The organism is Pseudomonas sp. NBRC 111119 (assembly GCF_001320125.1).
GTDB classification, from domain to species: domain Bacteria; phylum Pseudomonadota; class Gammaproteobacteria; order Pseudomonadales; family Pseudomonadaceae; genus Aquipseudomonas; species Aquipseudomonas parafulva.
Genome location: NZ_BCAV01000051.1, coordinates 29747 through 48283, shown reverse-complemented (window position 1 = coordinate 48283; position 18537 = coordinate 29747). Strand labels below are relative to the sequence as shown.

13 protein-coding genes are annotated in these 18537 nt (G+C 63.4%); 5 read left to right on the top strand and 8 right to left on the bottom strand.

Annotated elements, in window-relative coordinates:
- Nucleotides 1-157: 157 nt before the first annotated feature.
- The 4 genes from APH25_RS18810 (at nucleotide 158) to gabT (ending at nucleotide 7316) form a co-directional block, all read left to right on the top strand.
- Nucleotides 158-2494: a TonB-dependent receptor gene (locus APH25_RS18810; RefSeq protein ID WP_060482978.1), complete on the top strand. Its 2337-nt coding sequence runs from the start codon at nucleotides 158-160 to the stop codon at nucleotides 2492-2494.
- 17 nt (nucleotides 2495-2511) lie between these two features.
- Nucleotides 2512-4188, top strand: coding sequence for an aryl-sulfate sulfotransferase (locus APH25_RS18805; RefSeq protein WP_060482977.1), 1677 nt, complete (start codon nucleotides 2512-2514; stop codon nucleotides 4186-4188).
- Between the two features lie 224 nt (nucleotides 4189-4412).
- Nucleotides 4413-5855 carry an NADP-dependent succinate-semialdehyde dehydrogenase gene (gabD, locus tag APH25_RS18800; RefSeq protein ID WP_028635385.1) on the top strand — a complete coding sequence of 481 codons (1443 nt, stop codon included), beginning with the start codon at nucleotides 4413-4415 and terminating at the stop codon, nucleotides 5853-5855.
- A gap of 183 nt (nucleotides 5856-6038) precedes the next feature.
- The gene (gabT, locus tag APH25_RS18795) at nucleotides 6039-7316 is read left to right on the top strand and encodes a 4-aminobutyrate--2-oxoglutarate transaminase (RefSeq protein ID WP_028635384.1); all 1278 of its coding nucleotides are present in this window, start codon (nucleotides 6039-6041) and stop codon (nucleotides 7314-7316) included.
- Between the two features lie 258 nt (nucleotides 7317-7574).
- Here gabT and APH25_RS18790 read toward each other — a convergent pair whose 3' ends face one another.
- Nucleotides 7575-8561: a sensor domain-containing diguanylate cyclase gene (locus tag APH25_RS18790; RefSeq protein ID WP_042141864.1), complete on the bottom strand. Its 987-nt coding sequence runs from the start codon at nucleotides 8559-8561 to the stop codon at nucleotides 7575-7577.
- A gap of 131 nt (nucleotides 8562-8692) precedes the next feature.
- The gene (gene desA, locus APH25_RS18785) at nucleotides 8693-9877 is read right to left on the bottom strand and encodes a delta-9 fatty acid desaturase DesA (RefSeq protein ID WP_060482976.1); all 1185 of its coding nucleotides are present in this window, start codon (nucleotides 9875-9877) and stop codon (nucleotides 8693-8695) included.
- Nucleotides 9878-10061: 184 nt separating this feature from the next.
- Here desA and dibA point away from each other — a divergent pair, with 184 nt between their 5' ends.
- Nucleotides 10062-11957 carry a phosphodiesterase DibA gene (gene dibA, locus APH25_RS18780; RefSeq protein WP_060482975.1) on the top strand — a complete coding sequence of 632 codons (1896 nt, stop codon included), beginning with the start codon at nucleotides 10062-10064 and terminating at the stop codon, nucleotides 11955-11957.
- Between the two features lie 26 nt (nucleotides 11958-11983).
- Here dibA and APH25_RS18775 read toward each other — a convergent pair whose 3' ends face one another.
- From APH25_RS18775 to APH25_RS18750, 6 genes are read right to left on the bottom strand one after another with little or no spacing between them, the layout of a single operon-like run.
- A complete protein-coding gene (locus APH25_RS18775; protein ID WP_060482974.1) occupies nucleotides 11984-12628 on the bottom strand; it encodes a methionine ABC transporter permease in 645 nt (214 codons plus the stop codon).
- Complete coding sequence (locus APH25_RS18770) at nucleotides 12618-13727, bottom strand: methionine ABC transporter ATP-binding protein (protein WP_060482973.1); 1110 nt, start codon at nucleotides 13725-13727, stop codon at nucleotides 12618-12620. The genes APH25_RS18775 and APH25_RS18770 overlap by 11 nt, the downstream gene beginning before the upstream one ends.
- 1 nt (nucleotide 13728) lies before the next feature.
- Nucleotides 13729-14529, bottom strand: coding sequence for a MetQ/NlpA family ABC transporter substrate-binding protein (locus APH25_RS18765; RefSeq protein ID WP_028635378.1), 801 nt, complete (start codon nucleotides 14527-14529; stop codon nucleotides 13729-13731).
- Nucleotides 14522-15913 (bottom strand): LLM class flavin-dependent oxidoreductase, encoded by a 1392-nt coding sequence (locus tag APH25_RS18760; RefSeq protein ID WP_060482972.1) that lies wholly within the window; start codon nucleotides 15911-15913, stop codon nucleotides 14522-14524. Before APH25_RS18760 ends, APH25_RS18765 begins: the two co-directional genes overlap by 8 nt.
- Nucleotides 15913-17094: an SfnB family sulfur acquisition oxidoreductase gene (locus tag APH25_RS18755; RefSeq protein ID WP_060482971.1), complete on the bottom strand. Its 1182-nt coding sequence runs from the start codon at nucleotides 17092-17094 to the stop codon at nucleotides 15913-15915. The genes APH25_RS18760 and APH25_RS18755 overlap by 1 nt, the downstream gene beginning before the upstream one ends.
- Nucleotides 17095-17145: 51 nt before the next feature.
- Nucleotides 17146-18387 carry an SfnB family sulfur acquisition oxidoreductase gene (locus APH25_RS18750; RefSeq protein WP_028635375.1) on the bottom strand — a complete coding sequence of 414 codons (1242 nt, stop codon included), beginning with the start codon at nucleotides 18385-18387 and terminating at the stop codon, nucleotides 17146-17148.
- Between the last annotated feature and the right edge of the window lie 150 nt (nucleotides 18388-18537).

The following is an 18537-nucleotide window of genomic DNA, read 5'->3' as shown; positions in this document are numbered from 1 at the left end:
TGACACGGGTCAGTCCCCTTATAAAGGGAGTCTCTTATTCCACATAATATGTTTTAAAAATATTTATATCTCTTAAAAGAATATAAGCCCCCATTCCCGCGATTCGGTTCCGCCAACGGAAATGCTCGCCCAGGGCCAAGCCTCAAGGAGCATCTGCATGTCCGGACACACCCGAAAGCCATCGCGCGCCTCACGTTTCACCCTGCAGCCGCTTGCGGCCGGTGTTCTGCTGGCGGCCTCCGTGCCCAGCTTCGCTGAAGAAGTGGGGCCTGTTGCCCCTGCTGTGGAGCAGGAAGCCAAGCTGGGCACCGTCACGGTCAACGCCCGGCGGCGTGAAGAAACCGCGCAGAGCGTGCCTACGCCCATCAGCGTGCTGGGCAGTGAAGCCCTGGAAACCCAACGTGTTTATCGCGTGCAGGATCTGCAACAACTGGTACCCAGTACCAACGTGGCGTACGTGCATGCCCGCCAGTCGAGCATTTCCATTCGCGGGCTTGGCAACAATCCCGCCAGCGACGGCCTGGAGGGCAGCGTTGGCATCTACCTGGACAACGTCTACCTGGGCCGCCCGGGCATGGCGGTGTTCGACCTGCTGGACGTGGAGCAACTTGAGGTGCTGCGGGGCCCGCAAGGCACGCTTTTCGGCAAGAACACCACCGCCGGTGTGCTCAACGTGACCACCCGCAAACCTACCTTCCACCGTGAAGGCAGTATCCAGCAGTCCATTGGTGAAGACGGGTATCGGCAGACCCAGGGCAGTTTCTCGGGCCCGCTCAGTGACACCCTGGCCGGGCGCATCAGTGCTTATCGCACCGAAGACGACGGCTACGTGAAAAACGTGCACAACGGCGACACGCTCAATGGCGGCAAACGCCAGGGCTTTCGCACGCAGCTGTTGTTCAAGCCCAGTGATAATTTCAACCTGCGCTGGATCGGGGAGTACAACGAAGAGGATTCCGACAACGGCATCCTGAGCCTTTACAGCACCGGGCCGACCATCAACGGCATCAACCGCTATCAGAGCCTTGCTGCCCAGGCTGGCGCGACACTGGTATCGGGCAAGGACCGCAAGGTCAACTTCGATGCCGACCAACAAGTCACCGTGTTCCAAGGGGGGACCTCGGTGGAAGCCAACTGGACCCTGCCCAACGACTTCACCCTGACCTCCATCACCGCCTACCGCTGGTGGGATTTCACCCCGCGCAACGATGACGGCCTCAACGTGCCGGTGTTCTACAGTGCCGGTGTAGCAGTGCGCGACAAGCAGTACTCGCAGGAAATCCGCCTGGCATCCCCGACCGGCGGCGCTTTCGATTATGTACTGGGCGCTTACTACTTCAAGCAGGACTTGGACAACAAGTCGTTCACCTATTACGGCCCACAGGCTGATATCTGGAACCAGACCCCAACAGGTGCGCTGGCCAACGTCGACACCCTGGGTAACGGCCACATCGATACCGACAGCTACGCGCTGTTCGCCCAAGGCACCTGGCATGTCACCGACCGCCTGGACTTCACCGCCGGCGTACGCGGTACCTATGAAGAAAAGAGTGCCTGGGTTACCCGCAATGCGCCCAGCGGCGGCGCGGCCGTCAGCGGGGCTGCCGCAGCTGCGCGTCAGGGTCGCGCAGGTGCGTACGATTCGGGCGACCTCAACCAGTACAGCTTCAGCCCCTCTGGCCTCCTAGGCCTCAGCTATCGCTTCAACGAGCAGTTGCTGGGCTACGCCACCCTGACCCACGGCGAGAAGTCGGGCGGGGTCAACCTCACCGTCGGCGCGGCGCCGCGCTTGGGTACTGGCTCGCTGCTGGTGGGCACCGAGCGGGTCAACAATGCCGAGTTGGGCCTGAAAAGCAGCTTGTTCGACAACCGCCTGCAGCTCAATACCAACTTGTTCTGGGCCGAAGTGCATGGCTACCAGGCCAACGTCTACGACCAGATCAACCGCGTGCAGTACCTGGCCAATGCCGGCCGCGTGCGCTCGCGCGGGCTCGAATTCGAGGCCACGGCGTTGCCGGTGCGGGGGCTAACGGTCAACTTCAACGGTTCGTGGAACGACGTGCGCTACACCGAGTACAAGGACGCACCGTGCCCGCCGGAGGTCAGCCTGGCCAGCGCCAATGCCACCTGCGACCTGTCTGGCCATCAGGTGGTCGGCGCCTCCAAGTACATCGCCAACCTCAATGCCCAATACAAATGGCAGGCCACCGAACGGGTCGAGCCTTACGTCACCGCCAGCTACGCCTTCCGCTCGAAGGCCGTGGGCACCATCGACGACTCTGACTTTGGCCAGATCCCCAGCTATGCACTGGTCAACCTGTCTGCCGGCGTGCGCCTGGACCAGGGCGATGGCGTGGTCGACCTGTCGCTTTGGGTGAAGAACGCGGGCGACAAGACCTACTTCACCAGCCTGTGGAACTCCGCCAACGGCGGTTATGCCGGTGCGCTCGGTACCCCGCGTACCTTCGGCGCCACTGCCCGTTACGACTTCTGAGCACAAGGAGCTTTGCCATGAACGCCAAGACAGAAACACCCGTATTGCCTGAGGGCGCCTGCCTCACCGCGAAAGTGCCCCAGCCCGACGAAGCGCTGCTGGGCGATGTGGTGGTCAACCCTTACCGGCTGGCGCCGCTCACCGCGATCATCCGCGACGGCGGTCGCAGCCTCGGTGCTGCCCATGTACGTGTGCTGGGCCGGGGTGAGCGCGGGGTGGATATCGCCTATGAGGTGTCCGACCGTTCATTGTGGACCTACGGGGGGATTCCGGTTTTCGGGTTGTACCCCGACCATGTCAACCAGGTGGAAGTTACCTACAAGCTCGATGGCCAGCGCATTCGTGAGCAGTACCAGATCTACGCGCCGGCTGTGCGCCTGCCGGTGGTTGCCAGGCAGACGGCCGCCTTGCCGGAGGTGGAGCCGGTGCAGGTGGCGCCCGGGTTTGAGAAACGCCTTTACCTGTTCAACCACCTGCTCGGGGACATCCCGGGCGGGCGTGCTTTCAAGTGGAATGGCCTGGGCGGCGCCGCCGAATGGGACCAGGTGGGCAACAACTGGATCGCCGATACCAACGGCGACGTGCGCTGGTACCTGGACATCGAGCAGATTCACGACTCCAACCGTCGCGATGGCCTGGGGGGCACCATGGGCTTCCAGCAAACCCGCGATGGCAAGCTGATTTGGGGGCAGGGGCAAACCTACTCCAAGTACGACTTGCTGGGGCGGCGGATCTGGCAGCGCAGCCTGCCCGACAAGTTTGCAGACTTCTCCCATGAAATCCGCGAGACCAGCAACGGCACCTACCTGCTGCGCGTAGGCACCAGCGACTACCGTCGCCCGGACGGCAAGCGTGTACGCTCCATTCGTGACCACATCATCGAAGTGAACGAGGCCGGCGATGTGCTGGAGTTCTGGGACCTCAACCAGATCCTCGACCCCTACCGCGGCGACTTGCTGGAAACACTGGGCAAAGCGGCCATCCAGTTGCCCCCGGGTGTCAGCCGGCAGGGCGACCTGCTGGCGAACGAGCTTGCAGAAGGGGATCTGCCGTTTGGCGATACCCCGGGGGTGGGCACCGGGCGTAACTGGGCGCACGTCAATGCCATCGATTACGATGCCGATGACGACAGCATCATCGTTTCAGCCCGTCACCAAGGGGTGGTGAAGATTGGCCGCGACAAGCAGGTGAAGTGGATCCTCGCCTCGCCACAGGGCTGGCCCGAGCGCCTGCGGCACAAGGTGCTTACGCCGGTGCACAGCGACAGCTTCGACTGGTCATGGACCCAGCACACAGCTTGGCTGACCGGCAAAGGCACGCTGACCGTGTTCGACAACGGCTGGGGCCGGGGCTTTGCACCCACTCGGTTGACCGGGAACTACAGCCGCGCGGTGGAATACCGCATCGACGAGGCCAAAGGCCTGGTGGAGCAGGTGTGGGAGTACGGCAAGGAGCGGGGCGACGAGTGGTACAGCCCTGTGACCTCCGTGGTGGCTTATAGACCGGACACCGACACTCAGTTCATCTATTCGGCGTCGGTGAACTTCCTCACACCGCAAAAGCTGACCACAACCGTGCTCAACGAGGTCAGGCGGGGCACCCAGGAGGTGCTGGTTGAGCTGAAGGTGCACAGCAGGCAGCCCGGCAGTGTGGGCTACCGGGCGCTGGTGATCGACCTCGACAAGGCATTCTGATTTTCTGCCTATACCGGCCCTGTAGGGGCCGGCTTGCCTGCCGCAGGGCCATCCGCCCCAGCCCACATTCATGAAACATCCACTCGGGTGTTCAACCACTCGTTCTTTTTTTCGAACAGCCTATTGTCCAACACCCCAGCAGACGCTTAGCATTCGTTTGAGATTTCAAACGCTCGATGCCCTGCGTTGGGCGCTTTCAACAATCAACAATTCGGGAAGCCGACATGCAGCTCAAAGACGCTCAGTTGTTCCGCCAGCAAGCCTTCATCAACGGTGAGTGGCTGGATGCGGACAGCGGCCAGACCATCAATGTGACCAACCCGGCCACAGGTGAAGTCATCGGTACCGTGCCGAAGATGGGCACTGCGGAAACCCGCCGCGCCATCGAAGCCGCCGACAAGGCCCTGCCGGCCTGGCGTGCACTGACCGCCAAGGAGCGCTCGGCCAAGCTGCGTCGCTGGTTCGAACTGATGATCGAGAACCAGGACGACCTGGCTCGCCTGATGACCACCGAGCAGGGCAAACCCCTGGCCGAAGCCAAGGGCGAAATTGCCTACGCCGCCTCGTTCATCGAATGGTTCGCCGAAGAAGCCAAGCGCGTCTATGGCGACACCATCCCGGGCCACCAGCCAGACAAGCGCCTGATCGTCATCAAGCAGCCAATCGGCGTTACCGCAGCCATCACCCCGTGGAACTTCCCGGCTGCCATGATCACCCGTAAAGCCGGCCCGGCCCTGGCTGCTGGCTGCACCATGGTGCTCAAGCCTGCCTCGCAGACCCCTTACTCGGCACTGGCCCTGGTCGAGCTGGCCAACCGTGCCGGCATCCCGGCTGGCGTGCTCAGCGTCGTTACCGGCAGCGCCGGTGAAGTGGGCGGCGAGCTGACCGGCAACTCCCTGGTGCGCAAGCTCTCCTTCACCGGCTCGACCGAAATCGGTCGCCAGTTGATGGAAGAGTGCGCCAAGGACATCAAGAAGGTTTCCCTGGAGCTGGGTGGCAACGCCCCGTTCATCGTGTTCGACGACGCCGACCTGGACAAGGCGGTCGAGGGCGCGATCATCTCCAAGTACCGCAACAACGGCCAGACCTGCGTCTGCGCCAACCGCATCTATGTGCAAGAAGGCGTGTACGACGCGTTCGCCCAGAAGCTGGCCGCAGCAGTTGCCAAGCTGAAGATCGGTAACGGCCTGGAAGAAGGCACCACCACCGGCCCGCTGATCGATGGCAAGGCCGTGGCCAAGGTTCAGGAACACATCGAAGACGCCGTAGGCAAAGGCGCCAAGGTGTTGTCCGGTGGCAAGCTGATCGAAGGCAACTTCTTCGAGCCGACCATCCTGGTGGATGTGCCGAAAAATGCGGCCGTGGCCAAGGAAGAAACCTTCGGCCCGCTGGCCCCGCTGTTCCGCTTCAAGGACGAGGCCGAAGTCATCGCCATGTCCAACGACACCGAGTTCGGCCTGGCGTCGTACTTCTATGCCCGTGACATGAGCCGTGTGTTCCGTGTCGCCGAAGCGCTGGAATACGGCATGGTGGGTATCAACACCGGCCTGATCTCCAACGAAGTGGCGCCATTCGGCGGCATCAAGGCTTCGGGCCTGGGCCGCGAAGGCTCCAAGTACGGTATCGAGGACTACCTCGAAATCAAGTACCTGTGCATCAGCATCTGATCGCACGCTAAAGGCTTTACCTCTGCCAGCGGGGCGCGAGAGCGACGTCTCGCTGGCCTTTTTTACAGCGCAGTACCTGGTGGCCAGGGCGTTCGCGGCGGTCGATCAACGAATACTGACCGTGGGCACTCCCAGCCACCCCCGAATAAAAGCGCCATTCCAGACCGGCGCAATGAGGGCATTATGAGCAAGACCAACGAATCCTTGATGCAACGTCGTGTCGCCGCTGTTCCACGTGGTGTCGGCCAGATTCACCCGATCTTCGTTGAATCGGCAAAGAACTCCACCGTTATCGACGTTGAAGGCCGCGAACTGATCGACTTCGCTGGCGGCATCGCCGTACTGAACACCGGCCACCTGCACCCCAAAGTGGTTGCGGCCGTGCAAGAGCAGCTGACCAAGGTCAGCCACACCTGCTTCCAGGTGCTGGCGTACGAACCCTACGTGGAGCTGTGCGAGAAGATCAACAAGCTGGTACCGGGCGACTTCGACAAGAAGACCCTGCTGGTTTCCACCGGCTCCGAGGCCGTTGAAAACGCCGTCAAGATCGCCCGTGCAGCCACCGGCCGTGCTGGCGTCATCGCCTTCACCGGCGGTTACCACGGCCGTACCATGATGACCCTGGGCCTGACCGGCAAGGTCGTACCGTACTCTGCGGGCATGGGCCTGATGCCAGGCGGCGTGTTCCGTGCGCTGTTCCCGAGCGAACTGCACGGTGTCAGCGTTGACGACGCCATTGCCTCGGTCGAGCGCATCTTCAAGAACGATGCCGAGCCACGCGATATCGCGGCCATCATCCTTGAGCCAGTACAAGGCGAAGGCGGCTTCCTGCCAGCGCCTAAAGAGCTGATGAAGCGTCTGCGTGCCCTGTGCGACCAGCACGGCATTCTGCTGATCGCTGACGAAGTGCAGACTGGCGCCGGCCGTACCGGTACCTTCTTCGCCATGGAGCAAATGGGCGTTGCGCCTGACCTGACCACCTTCGCCAAATCCATCGCTGGCGGCTTCCCGCTGGCAGGTGTGTGCGGCAAGGCCGAGTACATGGATGCAATCGCCCCCGGTGGCCTGGGTGGCACCTACGCCGGCTCGCCGATCGCCTGTGCCGCTGCACTGGCCGTTATCGACGTGTTCGAAGAAGAAAAACTGCTGGACCGCAGCAAAGCCGTTGGCGAGCGCCTCACTGCCGGCCTGCGTGAAATCCAGCAGAAGCACCCGATCATCGGTGACGTACGTGGCCTGGGTTCGATGATTGCTGTTGAGGTGTTCGAGAAGGGTACCCACACCCCGAACGCCGCTGCCGTTGCCCAGGTTGTGGCCAAGGCCCGTGACAAGGGCCTGATCCTGCTGTCGTGCGGCACCTACGGCAACGTCCTGCGTATCCTGGTTCCGCTGACCGCCGAAGACGCACTGCTGGACAAAGGCCTGGCCATCATCGAAGAGTGCTTCGCCGAACTGGCGTGATCTTACGCTGATAGTGGGGCCGCTCTGCGGTCCATCGCCGGCGAGCCGCTCCTGTGGAACTGCACATAACTTGTTGAGTTAGCAGTCACCTGTGGGAGCGGCTTCAGCCGCGAACACCGGCGAAGCCGGTGCCCTGCACCGCGCTGTCTGCTTCGCGGGTAAACCCGCTCCCACAGTGATTGGGCCAGCTCTCACATTTTGTGCAAGACAGTCCCCTGCGCAGGGACGGCTATGCTGCCTAAGCTATTCAAGCGACGCTTACCCGTGGACGATCTGGTTCTTGCCCTGGCGCTTGGCCTGGTACATCGCGGCATCTGCCCGTGCGTACAGGCTGTCGAGCGTGTCGTCTTCGGCAGTCAAACCGGTCAGGCCCTGGCTGATGGTGACGCCGTACGGGCGCTCTGACTGGCCGAAATTCAGCCGCTGTATCTCCCGTTGAAGCCGTTCGGCAATCTGCTCCGCCACCTTGGCCGTACAGCCAGGGAACACCGCCGCAAATTCCTCGCCACCAATCCGCCCGAACAGGTCGCCCCTGCGCAGCACCGCCTTGCCGCTGTCGGCGATGCGTTGCAGCACCTGGTCTCCCTCCTGGTGGCCGTAGCTGTCGTTGATCGCCTTGAAGTCGTCGATATCCAGCAACAGGAAGGTCAGCGGCGCCTCGTCCTCACGGGCCTTGTCGAAGGCCTGTTTGGCGCACTCGAAGAAGTGCCGGCGGTTGCTGCTTTGGGTGAGTACGTCGGTGGTGGCCAGGCGCTGCAGTTCGCCCTCCAGGCGCTTCTTTTCGGTGATGTCCTCGGCGATACCCACGATGATCACCCGGTCACTGTCGCGCTGCTGGTTGACGTAGCACTTGTCGCTGAGCCAGCGCACCTCACCTTCGGCGTTCAGAATGCGGTACTCCCGGTCTTCCACCGAGCCTTTGAGCAACACCTGGGCAAGGCTGCGTTCGGCGAACTCCAGGTCGTCAGGGTAGATGCTGTCCCGCCATTCATTGAAGTCGGCCATTACCAGGCTAACCGGGCGGCCAAAGATGCGCTCGTAGGCAGGGCTGACGTACAGCACCTGGCGGGTCTCCCAGTCGAATGCCCACAACACTGCGTTCACGCTGTTGAGCAGCGTACTGAACAGCTGCTCGCGCTCGCTCAGGCGCGCGACTTCGCCTTGGGCGTGGAGCAGTGCCAGTAATGTCTTGGCGGCGTCAGGGGGAGGGGTACCGGGCAGAATCGTGGGTATGTTCTTGGCCATGGGCACGGAGCGCGTCTCGACGGGTAAAGGTGCGGCCACCTTCCGGCCGATTTGGGCAATTCGAGTCGAAACAGGCGGGTGAAGTTCCTGAACGGCACGCCCCAAAAAGGGGCGCGCCGATCAACGGAACATCAGGCGGCAGTAGGCCGCAGGGAGTAGGTCTTCAGTTGCGCGGCGAACTCGCGCAGGGCATGGATGCCGCTGGTTTCCGCTTCGTGCACCCAGTCTTTCATGGCTGCCAGCATGTCATGGCCATTGGCGCTGGTGCGGGCCCATATCTGCTGAAGTGCCAGGCGCTTTTCATAGATGGTCTTGAGCGCCTGGCTGTGGGCCAGCATGGACTCGATACGCACGTGATGGCGGTCTTCCAACAAGCTGGTTTCCCGCGACAGCAGGCGTTTGGCACGGCGGAAATGGTGGCTGACGGACGCATCCACGCGCGCCAGTTCCTGCTTCACCAGGGGGCCGATGACCAGCTTGCGGTACTGGGCCATGATCTGGAAGCGGTTGTTGAGGATGGCCATGGCAGTGTCCATGTCCAGGCTGGCTTTGCCCGCCACCCGGTGGGCGATGGGTGCCACGCGCTGGACCTTGGCCAGGCGCAGCAGGCAGAACAGGCGAATCCACGCCCAACCCATATCGAACTCCCAGCGCCGCACCGACAGCTTGGCCGAGTTGGGGTAGGTGTGATGGTTGTTGTGCAGCTCTTCGCCGCCAATCACGATGCCCCAGGGCACCAGGTTGGTGGCGGCGTCGCGGCACTCGAAATTGCGATAGCCCACTGCATGGCCAAGGCCGTTGACCACGCCGGCGGCCCAGAAGGGTATCCACATCATCTGCACCGCCCAGATGGTGATACCCGCCGTGCCGAACAGCAGCAGGTCGATCACCGCCATCAGCGCGATGCCACCGAGTTTGTAGCGCGAATAGACGTTGCGCTCCAGCCAGTCATCCGGGCAGTTCTTGCCGTAGATGCGCAAGGTGTCGGGGTTGCGCGCCTCTTCGCGGTAAAGCTCGGCGCCCTTGCGCAGTACCGTACCCAAACCCTTGTATACCGGGCTGTGCGGGTCGTCCGGGGTTTCGCACTTGGCGTGGTGCTTGCGGTGGACGGCGGTCCATTCGCGGGTGTTCTGCGCCGTGGTCAGCCACAGCCAGAAACGGAAGAAATGCTTGAGCACGGCGTTGAGCTCCAGTGCCCGGTGCGCCGAGTAGCGATGCAGGTAGACCGTGACGCTGACAATGGTCACATGGGTCATCAACAAAGTGATGCCGACCAGTTGCCAGGCCGACAAGTCGAGCAGGCCGTTGTACCACATAAATGCAAATACCCTCGAAATGCAGGGGGAAGGGCCGATTATCCCTTGGCGGGGAAATAAAACCAGTCGCAGCTGACCACGTGATGTTTCAGGCGATCTTTGCGCGGCGCGCCGTGCAGCGGTCGCACAGCGCAGCAGAACCTTTATAATCCCCCATCCTTTTGCATGGGCAATTCCACCCGACATGTCTGTTTCCGTTCGCGACGCCTTGCGCATGGCTGCGCTGTATGTGGTGCTCTCGATCCTCTGGCTGGTACTGGCCGAGGTGATGCTGCACGGCATGACTGACGACCCCCTGGCCCGTACCGTAGGGCGGCAGATCAACCTGGTGGTCTGGGTACTGCTCAGTGCGTTGCTGATCTATGTGTCCCGCGTAAGGTTGCTGAACTTCATCGGCGTCGGTGCGCGCTTGCGCGGCGAGGACCGGGAACGCCTGCGCATGGCCGCCGCCGTGTTCGACAGCACGCTCGAAGGGGTACTGGTCACCGACCGCAAAGGCCTGATCGTGCACGTCAACCGCGCCTTCATGCGTATCACCGGTTACCGGCAGGACGAGGTGATCGGCCAGCGCCCGAGCAAGTTCAAGTCGGGGCGCCATGGCCCGGACTTCTACAAGCACATCTATGCCACCCTCTCCGAGAAGGGCGAGTGGAGCGGCGAAATCTGGAACCGGCGCAAGAGCGGCGAAATCTACCCGCAGTGGCAGACCATCTGCGCGATCCGCGACGACGACGGCGAGCTCAGCCATTACGTCGCGGTGTTCAGCGACATCAGCGCGATCAAGCATTCCGAGCAGGAGCTGGCCTACCTGGCCCACCACGACCCGCTCACCGACCTGCCCAACCGCCTGCTGTTCACCGACCGCGTGCAGCAGGCGCTGGTGGCTGCGCAGGCAAAAAAGCGCGGCTGTGCACTGTTGCTGCTGGACCTCGACCACTTCCAGAGCATCAATGATGGCCTGGGCCATACCATCGGCGATCAGTTGCTGAAGCTGGTGGGTGATCGCCTGGGCGAGGTGGTAGTGAGCGGCGTGACCCTTGCGCGCCTGGGCGGTGACGAATTCGGCGTGCTGGCCGAGCAATGCCAGGACCTCGGCCAGGCCGGCAAGCTGGCCCAAGGCATCATCGACCGCATGCGTGAGCCATTCGTGTTCGAGGGCCATCGGCTGTTTATCAGCGTCAGTGCCGGTATCAGCCTGTTCCCCAGTGACGCCCTGAGTGCCGAGCAATTGCTGCGCAACGCCGACTCGGCCCTGTACAAGGCCAAGAGCAACGGCCGAGCCTGTTATGCGCTGTACACCGAGGAACTGACCGCCCACGCCCAGCAGCGGGTGGAAACGGCAGGGGAGCTGCGGCGGGCGCTGGAGCACGATGAACTGCGGGTGTACTACCAGCCCGTGCACGACCTGGCGACCGGTAGCCAGGTGGGTGTAGAAGCCCTGGTGCGTTGGGAGCACCCGCAGCGGGGGCTGGTGCCACCGGTAGAATTCATCCCCATCGCTGAACGCACCGGGCTGATTGCCGAGATAGATGCCTGGGTACTGCGCAATGCCTGTCGGCAGATGGTGCGCTGGCAGCAGGAAGGCCGCCCGCTGGCCTTCGTGGCAGTGAATATCTCAAGCCGCCTGTTTGGTCAGCGTGAGCTGTACCGGCAGGTAGCCGACGTGTTGCACGACAGCGGCCTTTCGCCTGCACTGCTGGAGCTGGAAGTCACCGAAAGCGCCGTGATGGAAGACCCCGAAGTGGCGCTGGAGCAACTGCATCGCCTGCGTGAGCTGGGGGTGGCACTGGCCATCGATGACTTCGGCACCGGCTACTCGTCGTTGCTGCGGCTCAAGCGGATGCCGGTACAGAAACTCAAGATCGACCAGGGCTTCGTCGCTGGCTTGCCGTTCGACGAAGACGATGTGGCCATCGTGCGGGTGATCATTGCCCTGGCGCGCAGCATGGGCATGCAGGTGCATGCCGAAGGCATCGAGCAGCCGGAGCAGGCCAGCCTGCTGCTGCAGGAGCAATGCCAGTTAGGCCAGGGTTACTGGTTCGGACGGCCAGTCGCGGCGCAGGATTTGCGCTGGGGCTGAGTGTGCCGGGTTGGCCCGGCACCTTTTCAACGCTTGTTCAGCCCGCGCGCCAGGCGGTCCCCGCCCAGCTGGATCAGCGCCACCAGCGCCACCAGCATGGCGATCACGGTCAGCATGATCTGGCTGTCGAAGCGCTGGTAGCCATACCGGTAGGCGATGTCCCCCAGCCCTCCGGCGCCGATGGCACCCGCCATGGCCGATGAGTTGATCAGGGTAACCAGGGTGATGGTGAAGCCCCCCACGATGCCCGGCAGCGCTTCGGGCAACAGCACGTGCCAGACGATGTGCCAACGTCGGCAACCCATGGCCTGCGCCGCCTCGACCAGGCCGTGGTCCACTTCCCGCAGGCTCACCTCGGCCATGCGCGCAAAAAACGGCGTGGCGGCGATGGTCAGTGGCACTACTGCGGCCCATACGCCATAGGTGGTACCTACCACCATACGGGTGAAGGGAATAAGCGCGACCATCAGGATCAGGAACGGGATGGACCGGAACAGGTTGACGAATGCCCCCAGCACGCGGTTCAGCGTGGGGGCCGCAAAGATGCCGCCTTTGTCGCTGGTGACCAGCAACACTGCCATCGGCACCCCGGCCAGCAGGGCGATGAGCGACGATACACCCACCATCAACAAGGTATCGAGCAAGCCCTGCAGCAAGCGATCAAACCACATAACCCAGCACCTCCACATCTTCGGCCCAGCGACGGGCGCGCTCCAGTAAAGGGCCAGTCGCGTGCGGCGAATGCTGCACCGACACGATCAACTGCCCCAGGGCATGCCCACCGATGGCTTGTACCCCGCCTTGCAGCAACCGCACGCTGCCGCCCAACGTGTTGAACAATGCAGTCAGGTCCGGTTCGCCCAGCACCGTCAGCTTCAGCACCACGGCGCTGTCCCGGCTTGCCGGGCTGGCTTGCAGGTGGCCCGTCAACGCGTCTGGCAACCTGGGTTGCAACGGTGCCAGCAACGTACGCGTCACGGCATGCCGTGCCGCACCGAACACCCGCCAGACTTCGCCCTGTTCCACCACTTGGCCGCGGTCCAGCACCACGACCTGGTGGCAGATGTCGCGGATCACCGCCATTTCATGGGTGATCAGGACGATGGTCAGGCCCAGGCGCCGGTTGATGTCGCGCAGCAGCTCAAGAATGGATGCGGTGGTTTCCGGGTCCAGTGCGGAAGTGGCTTCATCGCACAGCAATATGCGTGGGTCGTGCACCAGTGCCCGGGCGATACCTACCCGTTGCTTCTGGCCCCCCGACAGCTGCGCCGGGTACACCTGGTGCTTTTCCTCAAGGCCTACCAGTTGCAACAGGGCGCGCACCTTGCGCTGGCGCTCGGCCTTGGCCACGCCGGCCACCTTCAGTGGCAACTCCACGTTCTGCCACACCGTCTTGGCCGACATCAGGTTGAAGTGTTGGAAGATCATGCCAATGCTGCGGCGCAGGTTCACCAGTTGGTCCTCATCGAACCCGCCAATGTCCACCTGGTCCACCAGCACCCGGCCATGGCTGGGCTGCTCAAGGCGGTTGATGGTGCGCAGCAGCGAGGACTTGCCGGCACCGCTGCGGCCAATGATGCCGAAGATTTCACCACGGCGGATGTTCAGGTCGATGCCTTGCAGTGCAGGCTGCGCCTGGCCCGGGTAGGTCTTGCCCAGGCCTATGAAGCGCACGTGGGCGTCATTCACGTTCGGGCGCAGGGTCAGCGGCTCGGCCTGCAGCGGCAGGGGCGCCGCATCTGGCACCTTCAGTGCGCTGGTCTGGCTCATGTCACCCCTCCCAACCTGCCTGGTACAGCGTGCCGTGGGCCTTGTCCAACGCTGCCCGCACCACCGGCGAATGCTGGTAGATGTCGACGAACTTGGCCAGGCGCGGGTCGCCCTTGCTCTGTGGGCGGATCACGAACTGGATCACGTATTCCTTGTTTTCCAGGCCATCGAACAGCAATGCAGACCCGGCATCGAACGTCTTGGCCAGGCGGATGTAGGCGGGGTAGCCCTGCACCAGGTCGGCGTCGTCATAGGCGCGCACCAGCTGCACGGCCTCCACCTGGAGGATTTTCAGGTTCTTCGGGTTGGCGACGATGTCGTCTTCGGTGGCCTTGTAGCCGACCCCGGGTTTCAGGGTGATCAGCCCCGCCTTGGCCAGCAGTTGCAGGCCCCTGCCGCTGTTGATGGGGTCGTTGGCGATGGCCACGCTGGCGCCATCCGGTAGCTCGGCAAAGCTTTTGTACTTTTTCGAGTACAGGCCTACGTTGTTGATGATGCCGGGGGCGTACGGCACCAGGTTGAAGCCGGCGGCCGCCTTGGCGTTTTCCAGGAAGGGGATGTGCTGGAAGTAATTGACGTCGATGTCCCCACTGTTGAGGCTGACGTTGGGGGCAATCCAGTCGCTGAACTCCACCAGCTTCACCTCCAGGCCTTGCTTGTGTGCTTCTTCCACCGCAGCCTCCAGCGGGATGGCGAAAGCCGAAGTGGTGCCGATCTTCAGCGGCTCGGCAGCGTTGGCGCCGGCTGCAAGGCCCAGTGCAACAGCGATGGCCGCGACGGGCCGGAACAGTTTCTCAAGCATGGTGCAGGGCTCCAGTCGGGGCAGGGTAGGGGGTAAAGCGGTAGGCCGAACCTGGGTGGTCGGCTGGCAGGTGTGGGTGGCTGGCGTCGAACAGTTTTTCCCGCAGGGTGCCGGGGGCATAGGCGGTTTTGTAGCGGCCGCGCTCTTGCAATTGGGGCACGACCAGCTCGATGAAGTCCTCGAAGCTTTCGGGGGTGACGGTGCGGGTGAGGTTGAAGCCGTCCAGGCCTGTGTCGTCGGCCCAGGCGATCAGTTGCTCGGCCACCTGCTGCGGGTCGCCGACCAGGGTTACGTAGCGGCCACCCAGGGCGTGCTGTTGCAGCAGGCGCCTGCGGGTCCAGGCGTCGCTCTGCAACTGACGGGTGGCCGACTGGATGGCGTTGCCCTGGCGGAAGGCGATGGGCTCATCGAGGCCGTACGCGGCAAAATCGATGCCGGTGGACGCGGCAAAGTGCGCCACCCCGGCTTCGGCGCTGGCATGGCGCAGGTACTCTGCATGCCGGGCCTGGGCCTGCTGCTCGGTGGGCGCAACGATCACCGTGATGCCCATGAACACCTTTACGGCGTTTGCTGTACGCCCTGCCGCCACTGCTGCGGCACGCACCTTGTCGACTTGGGTGCGGGTGGCGGCCTTGTCCTGGCCGCTGATGAATACGCATTCTGCATGGTTGCCGGCGAAGGCCAGGCCGCGCGGCGAACTGCCCGCCTGGAACAGCACAGGCGTGCGCTGGGGCGACGGCTCGCACAGGTGGTAGCCGTCCACGTCGTAGAACGCCCCATGGTGTTGAACCTTGCGCACCTTGTCGGGGTGCGCGTACACACGCTGCTGGCGGTCGGCAACCACGGCATCGTCCGCCCAGCTGCCTTCCAGCAGCTTGTACAGCACCTGCAGGTATTCATCGGCCTGGTCGTAGCGCCGGTCGTGTTCGGGCTGCTGTGAAAGGCCCATGGCGCGGGCCGCGCTGTCCAGGTAGCCGGTCACGATGTTCCAGCCAACCCGGCCATTGCTCAGGTGGTCCAGGGTGGAAAGGCGCCGTGCAAACAAGTAGGGCGACTCGTAGGTCAGGTTGGCAGTCAGGCCGAAACCCAGGTGGCGGGTGACTGCGGCCATGGCGGACACCAGCAGCAGTGGGTCATTGACCGGCAGCTGAATGGATTCCTTCAGCGGCACGTCCAGCGACTGGCCATACACGTCATAGGTGCCGACGATGTCGGCGATGAACAGCCCGTCGAACAGCCCCCGCTCCAGCAGGCGCGCCAGGTCGGTCCAGTACTCAAGGGTCTTGTACTGGGTGGAAGTGTCGCGCGGGTGGGTCCACAGGCCATGGTTGATATGCCCCACGCAGTTCATATTGAAGGCGTTGAGCAGAATGTGCCTGGCCATCAGATGGTCCCCCTGCGTGGCGGGTTGGCATCGTTGAGGTAGTAGTTGCCGATGGCGTGGTACTTCCAGCGCACCGGGTCGTGTAGGGTATGCACGCGGGCGTTGCGCCAGTGGCGGTCCAGGTTGTGTTCGGCCAGGGTGGCCTGGCTGCCGCCCAGCTCAAACAGGGTGGTGCCGGCTGCCAGTGCAATTTCGGTGCTGATGGCCCGCGCTTCAGCCACGGCGATGGACGCAGCGGCGACGCTGTCGGCAGTGCTGTGCGCTCGTGCCAGGTCCAGGTATTCGCCGGCACGCTCCAGCAAGGCCTCGGCGGCATGCAGGCGTATGGCCAAGTGGCCGAAGCTCTTGAGGGTCAGCGGGTCATCGCTGGCACGTTCCACACCGGAGTCCACCCAGGGCCGGCTGCGGGTACGCACGAAGTGCAGGGCGTCTTCATAGGCGGCGCGGGCGATGCCGGTATCGATGGCCGCATGAAGAATCTGCGCCAGCGGCCCCACCGGTGTCGGGCGCTCGAACACGCTCTGGAACGGCACCACGTCATCGGCGTTGACCCAGACGTTGTCGAACACCACAGAGCCACTGCCAGTGGTGCGCTGGCCAAACCCGCTCCAGTCGTCTATCACCTGCAGCCCCTGGCTGTCAGCGGGCACGAAGGCCAGGTGCTGCACGCCTTGTTCGTCAACCACCGAGGTTGGAATGCGCTGGGCATAGATGGCGCCAGTCGCATAGAACTTGCGGCCATTGATACGCCAGCCCGCGCCGTCGCGGCTCAGCAGGGTGGTGCGATCATTGGCGGTCTTGGTGCCCAGCTCGGCCAGGGCGTTACCGAAGCGGCGGCCACCCAGCACTTCTGCATAAAGGCGCTGTTGCTGCGCGGGTGTGCCGTTTACCCGCAGCACTTCCAGCGCGTAGAAGTGGTTCTGCGGTATCTGCCCGAGTGAACCGTCGGCCTGGGCAATGCGGGCGATCACCTTGGCCAGGGTGACATTGGATACGCCCGCCCCACCGTACGCCTTGGGCACGCTGATGCCCCACAGCCCCGAGCGGGTGAACAGCTCGAGTTCTGCGTGTGGCAAACGCCGTTCACGGTCGCGCAGTGCGCTGTCGCGGCGCAACTGCTGGGCAAGGTGTTCGGCAACGCCGAGGGCTTCGGCGTCGTTGCTGATGATGCTTGTAGTCATGGTGTTTCTCCGCGGCGTGGGGGCACCCAGTGGCCCCACGCACGCTGCAGATCAGATCCAGGAATGCCGCGCGGGCCGTGTGCCGTTGAGGTGGTAGGCGCCCACCGCGTGGTACTTCCAGCGCACCGGGTCGTGCAGGGTGTGCACGCGTGCATTGCGCCAGTGGCGGTCGAGGTTGAACTCGGCGAGGGTGGCGCGGCTGCCGGCCAGCTCGAACAGTTTTTCGCTGGCCTGCAGGGCAATTTCGGTGGTGAGCACCTTGGCTTCGGCTACCGCAATCGAGGCCCGCGCCGCCGACTCGGCATCCACGGGTTTGGCATTGACCTCGTCAAGCACTCGCGCAGCTTTGCGCAGCAAAGCCTCGGCGGCGTGCAGGTCGAGCTTGAGGCGGCCGACGTCGGCGATTACGTAAGGATCGTCGCTGGCACGGTCGACGTTGGCCTCGATCCACGGGCGTGATTTTTCACGCACGAAGGTGATGGCGTCGTCGATTGCGGCTTCTGCGATGCCGGCGTCTATCGCTGCCTGAATGAGCTGCGAGGCGGCGCCCTGGATATTGGGCACGTCGCGCTGGCGCCAGTTGTCGATGACCAGCTCGGCCTCCACCGGCACCTCGTCCAGCAGCACCGTGCCACTGGCGGTGGTACGCTGGCCGAACCCGGACCAGTCATCGACGATGCGCAGGCCCGGGGTGCCGCGGCGTACGAATGCCAGGCGCTGGCGGCCTTGTTCGTCCAGCGCCTTTACTGCCACCCAGTGGGCGAACAGGGCACCGGTGGAATAGAACTTCTCGCCGCTGATGCGAAAGCCATCGCCTGAGCGGGTAATCCGGGCCTTGAGGGTGAGGGTGTCCTTGGTGCCACGCTCGGGGCCTGCATTACCGATGCGCCAGCCGTCCAGCACGCTGCGAAACAGCGTTGCCTGTTGCGCCTCGGTTGCCGTAAGGCGCAGCAGTTGCAGCATGCCGAACTGGTTCTGCGGGACCTGCCCCAGCGCGGGGTCGGCAGCACTGATCAGGCGGAACACCTCGGCCACGGTCTCGAACGACACGTCTGGGCCACCATGGGCTTTGGGCACGCTGATGCTGCCCAGGCCACTGCGGGTGAACAGTTCGATTTCGGCCCAGGGCAGTTTGCGTTGCTGGTCACGGCGTGCAGCGTGTTCACGGGCTACTGCGGCAACGTCGCGTGCTGCCTGCAAGGCCTCGGCATCGTTGCGCAGTATCTTGGCCGGCAGCAGGGGTGGCGCGCTGTCCAGGTCGCTGCTGGAAGGGATTTGGGCATGTGTGGACATCAGTGCCGCTCCTTGGCTGCACTCAATGCCCTGGCGTTACGCACTGGGGTGATTGTGATCCTGACCATTCCTGACCTCACAAATAAGTAATGCCGCTACAGCTGATTGCGGCAGATGTGTGCTGGTCCGGTGGTCCGGTATATATACCGT